The 9501-nt window shown below is 68.7% G+C and carries 9 protein-coding genes and 2 pseudogenes; 7 read left to right on the top strand and 4 right to left on the bottom strand.

The window, feature by feature from the left end:
* The coding region (locus J7I98_RS40850; protein WP_308377703.1) for a transposase at positions 1 to 441 on the bottom strand (441 nt) is incomplete at its 3' end.
* A 176-nt stretch (positions 442 to 617) separates the two neighbouring features.
* Here J7I98_RS40850 and J7I98_RS08125 point away from each other — a divergent pair.
* Positions 618 to 2303 carry a penicillin-binding transpeptidase domain-containing protein gene (locus tag J7I98_RS08125; protein WP_214919925.1) on the top strand — a complete coding sequence of 562 codons (1686 nt, stop codon included), beginning with the start codon at positions 618 to 620 and terminating at the stop codon, positions 2301 to 2303.
* A 125-nt stretch (positions 2304 to 2428) separates the two neighbouring features.
* Here J7I98_RS08125 and J7I98_RS08120 read toward each other — a convergent pair whose 3' ends face one another.
* Positions 2429 to 3007 (bottom strand): dihydrofolate reductase family protein, encoded by a 579-nt coding sequence (locus J7I98_RS08120; protein WP_214919924.1) that lies wholly within the window; start codon positions 3005 to 3007, stop codon positions 2429 to 2431.
* A gap of 319 nt (positions 3008 to 3326) precedes the next feature.
* Positions 3327 to 3780: pseudogene (locus tag J7I98_RS08115) on the bottom strand (NUDIX hydrolase).
* A gap of 217 nt (positions 3781 to 3997) precedes the next feature.
* Between J7I98_RS08115 and J7I98_RS08110 the strand changes: the two are divergent.
* The 5 genes and pseudogenes from J7I98_RS08110 (at position 3998) to J7I98_RS08090 (ending at position 7569) form a co-directional block, all read left to right on the top strand.
* The gene (locus tag J7I98_RS08110) at positions 3998 to 4261 is read left to right on the top strand and encodes a hypothetical protein (RefSeq protein ID WP_214919923.1); all 264 of its coding nucleotides are present in this window, start codon (positions 3998 to 4000) and stop codon (positions 4259 to 4261) included.
* Between the two features lie 2 nt (positions 4262 to 4263).
* A complete protein-coding gene (locus tag J7I98_RS08105) occupies positions 4264 to 4641 on the top strand; it encodes a fic family toxin-antitoxin system, toxin component (RefSeq protein ID WP_214919932.1) in 378 nt (125 codons plus the stop codon).
* A gap of 418 nt (positions 4642 to 5059) precedes the next feature.
* Positions 5060 to 5845 (top strand): annotated as a pseudogene (locus tag J7I98_RS08100) (serine/threonine-protein kinase); the annotation flags it as partial.
* A 102-nt stretch (positions 5846 to 5947) separates the two neighbouring features.
* The gene (locus J7I98_RS08095) at positions 5948 to 6547 is read left to right on the top strand and encodes a TerD family protein (protein ID WP_214919931.1); all 600 of its coding nucleotides are present in this window, start codon (positions 5948 to 5950) and stop codon (positions 6545 to 6547) included.
* A gap of 359 nt (positions 6548 to 6906) precedes the next feature.
* Entirely contained in the window at positions 6907 to 7569 is a 663-nt protein-coding gene (locus J7I98_RS08090; RefSeq protein WP_214919922.1) for a hypothetical protein, read from the top strand.
* 70 nt (positions 7570 to 7639) lie between these two features.
* Here the strand turns inward: J7I98_RS08090 and J7I98_RS08085 are convergent, their stop codons facing one another.
* Positions 7640 to 8200, bottom strand: a complete 561-nt coding sequence (locus J7I98_RS08085) for an SMI1/KNR4 family protein (RefSeq protein ID WP_251020317.1) — start codon at positions 8198 to 8200, stop codon at positions 7640 to 7642.
* Between the two features lie 381 nt (positions 8201 to 8581).
* On the opposite strand from J7I98_RS08085, the gene J7I98_RS08080 reads away from it, so the two are divergent.
* A complete protein-coding gene (locus J7I98_RS08080) occupies positions 8582 to 9223 on the top strand; it encodes a hypothetical protein (RefSeq protein ID WP_214919921.1) in 642 nt (213 codons plus the stop codon).
* Positions 9224 to 9501: the final 278 nt, after the last annotated feature.

Here is a 9501-nt window from a genome sequence, read left to right as displayed (position 1 = left end):
GTCGATGTCCACGATCACGTGAGCGTCGGCGGCCGGACCGTTCGCCCCGGCCGGCCCCCAGACCCGCGACCGTACTTCTGCCCGCGCCGACCGGATCGCGGTCAGGGCCTTCGGCCCGGACGCGGCGAGAGCGTCGATGAGACGGGAGATCGTCGGGTCGGACGCCACCGACCCGAACACGCCCGGTTCGGCCCGCAGCATGGCGACATCGGCCAGGCAGTCCCCGCCCAGAGCCGTCGCGAGCGCGACATCCAGCAGGACCTTGCCCGGGTCATGCACCGCCCGCGGCTTGCGCCACGGCGCCAGCGCCGCCGATATCGCACCGTCCAGCCCCGTCTTGCGGACCGTCTCGACCAGCAGCACCACCCCGGCCTGCGAGACCGTCCCTCTGCCACCGCCCTCGACACGGACACGCGGGTACAACCCGATACGCTTGCTCACCTGGAGAGTGCTTCTTTCCGTGCAGCCAACAGGACCCTAGACAAGTCCCATCGTTGCAGGTCAGCAGCACTCTCCGCTTATTTGATCAAGGCATGGACGAGCACGCACATGAAAGCGCGAGGCTAGGGTGGGGGCCTCGGTGAGGAGCCTGGGGAGCGGAGAACAGCGGAGGACTTGTGGGCAAGAGAAAGCGCGCCGCGCGCAGCAGAACGAACCCCGCCGTGATCGGCGGGGTGGTCGCGGTGGTCGTGGGCGGGGCGGGGCTGGCCGCGTACAGCATGTACAGCGGCGACGCGGCGGGCGAGGACAGCACGGCCGACGGCCATGCGAAGACACTCACAGCAGGCCCGGTGACGGCCGCGGAGGTCCGGGCCACGGCCGACGGGTTCCTCACCGCCTGGCAGCGGGGCGACGCCGCGAAGGCCGCGGCGTTCACGGACCGGACAGCGGCGGCACGGGCCGCGCTGTCCGGATACCGCAAGGACGCGCACATTGATGAGGTGACGCTGACCCGCGGCAAGGCGTCCGGGCCGAAGGTGACGTTCAGGGCCTCGGCCACGGTCTCGTACAAGGGGAAGAGCAAGCCCCTCACCTACGACTCCGAGCTCACGGTCGTCCGGGCCGAGGACGGCAAGCCGCTGGTCGGCTGGCAGCCGTCCGTCGTGCACCCGGACCTTAAAGAGGACGACACGCTGGTCACGGGCGAGGCCGGGGACCCGCCGGTCAAGGCAGTGGACCGGAACGGCGCGGAGCTCACCACGGCGAAGTACCCCTCGCTCGGCACCGTCCTGGACGGCCTGCGGGAGAAGTACGGCAGAAAGGCCGGGGGTAAGGCAGGGGTCGAGCTGCGGGTGGTCCACGGGGACAGCGCGAAGAAGAGCGAGCATGGCGCGGAGGAGAGCAAGGATCAGCCCCCCAGCAAGACGCTGCTGACAGTGTCCAAGGGCATACCCGGGACGCTGCGGACCACGCTCAGCGCGACCGCGCAGGCGGCCGCCGAGCACGAAGTCGGCGAACGCGAGTGGGCGTCCGTCGTCGTCATGAAGCCGTCGACGGGCGAGATCCTCGCGGCGGCCAATTCGAGCCATGGCTACAACACGGCGCTCCAGGGGTCCCTGGCACCCGGCTCCACGATGAAGATCGTGACTGCGTCGATGCTGCTGGAGAAGGACCTCGCGTCGATCGACAAGCAGCATCCGTGCCCAAAGTACGCGTCGTACGGCGGCTGGAAGTTCCAGAACGTCGAGAAGTTCGAGATCAAGAACGGTACGTTCCGTTCGAGCTTCGCGGCGTCCTGCAACACCGCCTTCATCACGCAGGCCGAGAAGCTCGACGGCGACGATCTGACCAAGCAGGCCCAGCAGGTCTTCGGGCTGAGCCTGAACAACTGGTCGACAGGGGTGTCGAGCTTCGACGGCGCGGTGCCGGTGCAGAGCAATGCGCAGATGGCGGCATCGCTCATCGGGCAGGGCGGGGTACGGATGAACCCGCTCAATGTCGCGTCCATCATCTCCACGGCCAAGACCGGCATCTTCCGGCAGCCGTATCTGGTCTCGCCCGACGTCGATGACCGGTCACTCGCGACGGCTCAGCGCAAGCTGGACGCGTCCGCGCAGACGCACCTGCACGAACTGCTGAGCTACACCGCGACGTCGGGCTCCGCCGCCGAGGCCATGGCGGGCCTGGGCTCGGACATCGGAGGCAAGACGGGCTCGGCCGAGGTCGACGGTCAGAAGAAACCCAACGGCTGGTTCACCGCGTGGCGCGGCGACCTGGCCGCGGCGGCGGTGGTGCAACAGGGCGGGCGCGGAGGCAAGTCGGCGGGGCCGCTCGTGGCAGCGGTGCTCCGGGCGGGCGGCTGACACCCGCGCCCGCACCGGTGAGCAGGGGAGCCGGTCCGCGTACTGAACCTCACCGTCGGCATGTCGGTCAGCGGGATCTTCCGGTCAGGTTCGGCTGCTTGACGGGGTGGGGTGCATGGATGGACTCAGACATGCAGGGTGGGCCGGTAGATGAGCTCTTGGATGTGGCCGTCGAGCGTCCGGCGCTCGATCAGCTCGAGGTCGAAGTCGGCGGCGCCCTGGAAGACCGGGTCCAGCCCGGTCTGACCGGTGATCACAGGGAAGAGCGTCACCTGGACGCGGTCGACCAGACCGGCGGCCATCAGCGCCCGGTTCATCGACAGGCTGCCGTGCGAGCGCAACGGTACCTCGGACTCCTCCTTGAGCCGAGCGACGACGTCGACGGCATCGCCGCTCACGACGTTCGCATCCGGCCAGTCGAGGGATCCTTCCAGTGTGGTCGACACCACCGTTGCCGGCAGGTTCCTCATCCGGGTGACCCATGGGTCACGCACCTCGGACTCCTCGGTGCTCGAGGCCAGCATCCGCGCGAACGCCCGATACGTGTTGGCCCCGAAGACCATCCGCTGCTCCTCGCGGTACAGGGCGAGGCGGTGGTCGAGGAGCTCGGGGCCTTGCTTGCCCCAGTAGCCGGTCCAGTTGCCGCTGGCGGCGCCGAAGCCGTCGAGGCTGGAAAAGACGTCGAATGTGTAGGTAGCGGTCATGATGCTCTCCTCGAGTGCGGTTGATCGCGTGTTGGGAATACAGACTGGCAACCACGGCGAGACTCATCGCCCTTGGACTCCTGGAGTCAGACCGCCCCGGATACGACCCAGGGGCTCTACCACGGCCAAGAAGGTGGAAGGTCAGCGTGATCGGCGACACGGCGGGCGAGAAGAAGAGCGTGGCACGCCGATCCACAGGTCTTGACTATTCCTCGACGATAGGCCGCTGGACCGTCAAGCGCTTCGGGATTAGAGACTGTCTGGCGGATCAGTGGGCTAAATGACGGTCGAGCATGCCAGGTAGATGTTGCTGGTGGCGTCAGTGCTGGATCAGGCCGCCGACCTGGACGGGAGCGACGTGGCCGGTCGCCGGAACGGTCCGCGCCAGGGCGAGACCGACGTCGACCAGCGATGACCGGTGCAGGCCAGCGACGTCGGGGATCGGAGTCCAGACCGGCTTGGCGGTTTCGCCGTTCGGCTCGGGCCGGAGTCGGCCGCCGGTGATACGGACCTGGTAGAAGATGCCGACATTCTGCTGCTCGACTCCCGCACGCGGGGCGGCCGCAGGGATCACCCTCGAGTCCACGCCCAGCAGGCATTCGACCACCGCGTCGCAGCCGGTCTCCCCAGCAACCCCCCGGATCGCCGCGTCGAACGGATCCTCCGAGTGCTCGACCTTGCCGCCCGGAAGAGTCCAGTTCTTCGAGACGTGATGGGCGAGCAGCACCCGCCCGCCCTTGATGCACGGCGTACGCCGCCAGCCGGAAACTCATCCCCGTACCTTCCCACCTGCCGTCGTGCCGCGGACCTGCGGAGACGGCCTGGCTCTGCCTTGGACGCACCCGGGCCATCCGGTGCCAGCCCCGTGACGGTGAGATCCTGGACGGTGCTGCCCGGTGCGCGCCCGACTTCGAAGCCCGGCCCGCTGGGCAGCCCTCGCCCTTCCCTGAACCTCTCGCCCGCCTGCTACCACCCTGCTACCTTTACGGCATGAGCAGCGACAGGAAGCAGACACAGCTCCGGCTGGCGCCCGAGGTACTCGCCGCTGGAAAGGACGCCGCGGCCGCACGCGGCCTGGACTTCAACAGGTACGTGGAACGCCTCATCGCCGAGGACACCACCGGCGCCCGCGCAGCCGGCATGGCCGCGGCGCAGCGCCTCATCGAACACCACGGCGACTTCCTCGCCGACCTCGAAGCCGACCTCGACACGCAGCACGCCCCCGCCCCGAATGCCCGGGGCGCCGCTGCGTGAGCATGTCCCTGCACGTCGACCTGTCCTGGATCCTCGAAGTCGCCGAACGCGCCGGCCACCGCGACCCGGCGCCCGATGACCTCGGTGTCCCGATCGCCGCTGTCGCCCGCCACCGCGCCGAACTGCTCGAACAGCCCGTGTACGGCGGGCCCTACGCCCGCGCCGCAGCCCTGGTCCATAACCTCGGCCGCTGCCGCTGGCTGGAGCGCTCCAACCTCACCGTCGCCTGCGCGACCGCCGTGATGTACCTGAACGCCAGCGGCATCCCCGTAGACCCCAACCGTGAGCAGCTCACCGCCCTGGCCCACGAGCTCTATGACCCACGCTGCACCGCAGCCCGCATCACCGAGCACCTGCGCACCTGGCGGTCCTATGGATAAGTTTCAGCGCGTGTCGAATGGTCAGTAGTGGCCTGAGTTGGCCCCGCTGAGCGTTCGAGATGGCCCGTAGGGTAACGACCGTCGCTCTCACCTGCGGGGTCGTCCGGTGAGGTGGGTGGGGGAACCGTGATGGCCCGCTGTGCTGAGTGCATGGAGCTTTCGGCTACGCAAGCCGTTGAGCCGGAGCCCGTCCAGGGCACAGCTGCGCCCTGGAAGATCTCGTCGCACCGTAGGTCATCAATCCGGAGATATCGCCGGTCGTCTGGAGCCCGGACCGGGGTGGGCCCCCTTGGCGAACACCCCTGCCATTTGACAGGTTTCCGGGTATAGGGCGTGTCGTCTTCGCGGTCGCGCCTGATCCCCATCGCGCCGGTTCGTCGGCGGGAGGGACAGAAGTGTTCGAAACGGGGGCGCAGCAGTGCGAGATCAACTCCTTGGGGGCCGTTACCGGTTGGTGCGGCAGCTCGGCGAGGGCGGTATGGGGCAAGTGTGGGAGGCGCAGGACGAGACGCTGGGACGACTCGTTGCGGTCAAGGTGATCTCACTGCTCGCCGGCGGTGGAAGCCGCGGCACCGAGGCACGCGCCAGGTTCCTGCGCGAGGCACGGATCACCGCCCGACTGCAGCACCCCAACATCGTGACCGTCCACGACCTCGGCGAGACCGGCACCGGGGACAACAAGGCCCCGTTCCTGGTGATGGAGCTGATCCGAGGCGAGGGCCTGGACGCGATGCTGAGCCGAGGCGCCGTCACCTTGCCGGACGCTGCCCGATGGGGCGGGCAGATATGCGACGCGCTCGCTGACGCGCACGACGCCGGAATCATGCACCGGGACATCAAGCCGTCCAACATCCTCATCACGCCTTCAGGCATCGTGAAAGTCCTCGATTTCGGCGTCGCGAGGGCGGCCGACCCCTACGCGACCGCGGACCGCCTCACCCGGACCGGCTTCATCGTGGGCACGCCCCCGTACATGGCCCCCGAACAAGCACGTGGCTTCCCCGAACCAAGCAGCGACTTGTACGCGCTCGGCTGCCTGCTCTTCGAGCTGATCACTGGCAAGTTGCCGTTCCACGCCCCCGACAGCGTGGGCTACCTCTCGGCTCACCTCACCCAGGAGCCGCCCACACCCAGCTCGGTGTCCACGGGTATCCCATCCGCCTGGGACGACCTCGTGCTGACCCTGCTGCACAAGGACCCCACCCAGCGGTACCCGAACGCTGCCAGCCTCTCCCAGGCCCTGCGACGACTCGACGCGGCACGCGCGCCGACGCCGCGAGCAGCCAAGTCCACCCCGTTCCCCACAATGCCCTCCACGACTCCGCTCACGCCCGTGGTCTCCACCCCCGGGTCGAGCAGGGTGCATCTGTCCAAGGGGCAGGCCATCAGCCTGGAGGAGCAGGGCGGCACCCTCACGGTGGTGCGGTTGGGGCTCGGATGGCAGGCCGCGCCGCACCGCAGGCTGTTCGGCAAGCGGAACCGGGAGATCGACCTCGACATGGCGGCAGTCCTGTTCGCTGACAAGGTTCCTGTCGATATCGTGTTCTTCCAGCACCTCGTCAGCGACGATGGCTCGGTCCAGCAGACCGCCGGACGACGCGACGAGGAGTCCATCCTGATCGATCTGCAGCGCGTCTCGGCCCACATCGACCAGATCGTCTTCACCGCGACTTCGTTCACCGGCCAGACCTTCCAGGAGGTACAGAACGTGTTCTGCCGCCTAGTCGACGAGGCCAACAGCCAGGAGCTGGCCCGCTACACCCTCAGCGGCGGCGGCCGGCACAACATGCAGATCATGGCTAAGGTTCACCGGTCCGGTGCCAGCTGGCGGATGACCGCCATCGGCGCGCCGGGCAACGGCCGCACCTTCCAGGACGTGATGCCAGCGATCCTGCCGCACCTATAGCCAGGGTGCAGCTGTGCGACCACACCGGCCAGGACTCGACCCCCGGCGTACGTACCGATTCCTCTATGCCCCCAGCACAGCCCGCCTGTACCACTTCCCGCGAAGACCCTGCAGGTGAGAAGTCAGGCCGCTACCCTGCGGGCCAACACCGACGCTCAAACGGTCCAACTCAAGCGCTCAGTCTCACTTCTGTGGCGCCGTAGTTGGCCCCTGAGCGTTCTGGACGGCCCGGGGTGAGCGTAATAGCCGGCCCGCAGGGCAGCGGCCACGAGGGGGCTCCGGCTGAGGTGGTGCCGGAGCCCGTCGCTAGGCTCCATCGCCATGACCTGTCTCCCCTCCAGCAGCAACGAGCAGCGGTGATGGCCGCTAACTCCGTATCGCCGATCCCGATCGCGCCTGTCGGCCTGAGCCGCAGGGCCCAGAGGTTCGTCGAGGTGGACGGCATCCGTGTCCCTCGGCAGGGCATCCGGCACCACCGCGACGCGTGGATCGGGCATGGGATCCCCGCTGCGGAGATCGACCGGGCCGCAGACTTCCAGGACCGCTGGGGTGGGATTGCCCTGCCGCCGGCCCCGTTCTACGAGGGCGGCCCGCGCATCCTGGACGCCGACTGCCCTGAGGGCTCGGCCACAGAGGGCTGGTGCTTCCCGGCCGGGAGCGGCCGGGTGTCCATGGCCTACGGATTCATGATCGGCCCCGACGGCGCGTTCGGTATCGACGCTTACCGCTGGACACCACTGCACGCCAGCACAGACGGATGGGTCGAATCGTTGGCGCTGGCTGCCCACGTGGGACGCTGGGCCAGGGCCATCACTAAGATCACCGGCAAGGCCGTCGAGTCCCTGGACCTCGGCGGGTACGAGCCTGTGCCCGAAGTGCAGGGCTTGACCGACACCTGGTGGCGCGGCAAGGACTCGATGATCGCCCTCTACCGTGGCGAGGCCGTCGGTCTTGACGCCCCTCAGTGCCTCGAAGCTCACGTCTACGGCGGCCTCGACGAGTGGGGCCTCCGCGGCGACTGACAGCCCGCCGGCGCCGCCGGATCTGAGCGGCTACTTGGCCGGACTGGCCAGGTACGGCGCTCGGACGGCGTCAGCGGCGGGGCGTTCCGAGGGCCTGGTCGGCTGTCGCGAAGCGGTGCTCAGTCTTCAGCACGTCGTAGAGATAGCCGAAGTACTCCGTCTCCGCCGTTCCGGTGAGCACTGCCAGCAAGAAGGCCAAGCACCCCATGCCGTGGTCCTCCCACCGTGGGCCGCGGCCCTCGTTGTAGAGCACGGTCCACTCATCAGGATGCTGGCCAGGCCTCGCCAGCCAGTACAGGAAGGCCCCCGTGCCCTCCTCGAATGCCCACGGCAGGACCCGAGCCCCCGCCTCCCGCAGGCCGGCAGGCTTCGCCTCGAACTCCCACAGGTCGGCCAAGATCTCGTCCCGTTCCGTCGTTTGCGCGTGCAGGTCGCAGTCGCTGTAGGCGGAGTCGGGGACGAGTAGCCAGATCGTGTCGTCGAAGATGCCGTCGCCGTATGTCTCGACGAGTTGCTTATAGTCGGCGGGCAGAGCCGCACCCAGGGCGCGCTCAGCCTGCGCCCAGTCCACAGCGGGTGGCGGATCGGCGGGCGGCGGGCAGAGGCGGACGAGGGCATCGAGGGCGATCATGGAACGGACGCTACTGGCACCTCAGCCGGTGCCCGTGGGCGGGTCGCCAGGGCGGCAAGGATCCGCATCGACTCCGGCCCCGGAACCGCTCCCCGAGTGAAGGCCTCGGGACGTTCTGAGCGCGCACTTGGCCGGACGGGCCATCTACTGCGCTCAGTCATAGGACAGCACACTCTGCGAACGGACACCGAATCTTGCGGACCGGAGCGTGCGAGGAGGTTGGACCCGTGCGGCCTGGCCCGCATCCCGGGCGCCGCGCAGGGCCGGGCATGCCGTCGGCTCGGAGAGCAGGGGGCGGACGCTTGCCCGAAGTGCAGGCCAGGCCCCCCGCGGCCGCCGCAGGACCACCGAGCGTGGGGTAGCGCCGACTAGGGTTCAGGCATGCGTACGAAGAGGATCGTTGCGGCGATAGGTGGCCTGGGTCTGATCCTCACGGCCTGCGGGGTCGGTTCGGACGACAGTGCGCAGGACTACTCCTTCCCGGAACTGCCCCAGGCCGTCGCCAATCCGGTCCGGCAGCCGTCCGACCTGCCGATGCCGTGGGCGCAGCCCGGGGACGTCTTCCACGAGGTCGTTGCCTCCGGCTTGCGCGGGAAGACGATCGACATGGCCAACACCGACGGGGAGACCACCGCCCGGTGCCCTGCCGACCTCGTGTTGAAGGACGGCGCCGAGGCCGTGTGCGTGAGTGTGTTCGAGGGCCTGGAGGTCGAGTGGGACGTCATCGTGGGCCCAGCGTCGGACGCCCACGGAAGGCCGGTCCAGTGGAGCGCTGAACCTCGCAAGGGCATCCTCACTCGCGACGGTGCCGCCAACCAGGTCTACGGCGACTACAGCGGGCCCGACCTTGTGCGCTGCAGCAACATTCCGAAGGCCGTCCTCGTCCCGATGCTCGGCATATCCGGCCACAGCTGCCAGACGGTGGTGGACGGGAAGGCCGGGAAGCCCATGCCGATCGAAGTCGGCCTGGTCTACCCGAAGTTGCAATGTAGGCACCGGACCCTCGAAGCCTGTGTGGGTTGAACTGGCTTCCTCAGCGGCCCGCCCGCCGCTCTGGCCCATGCGGCTGAGGTTCCGCTCGGCATGCTCGGTGATCTGGTCGGGCGAGGGCATGGGGCCGCCCTGGCCATGGGCTGCGAGACGGCGGATCCGTGCGGCCTGGCGCTTTGTGCCCGGCCGGGCGGGCCGAGGGCTCCCCCTCGCAAGATTCAGTGTCCGGCGACTCGCATACAGCCGTGTCCAGAAGCGTTGTGGCCAGCTGCTTCGGGTGGCGAGTTTGCAAACTGACCTGTCCGGTCACA

The organism is Streptomyces sp. ISL-98, assembly GCF_018614055.1.
GTDB classification, from domain to species: Bacteria; Actinomycetota; Actinomycetes; order Streptomycetales; family Streptomycetaceae; genus Streptomyces; species Streptomyces spiramyceticus.
This window is presented reverse-complemented; position numbering and strand designations above follow the sequence as displayed.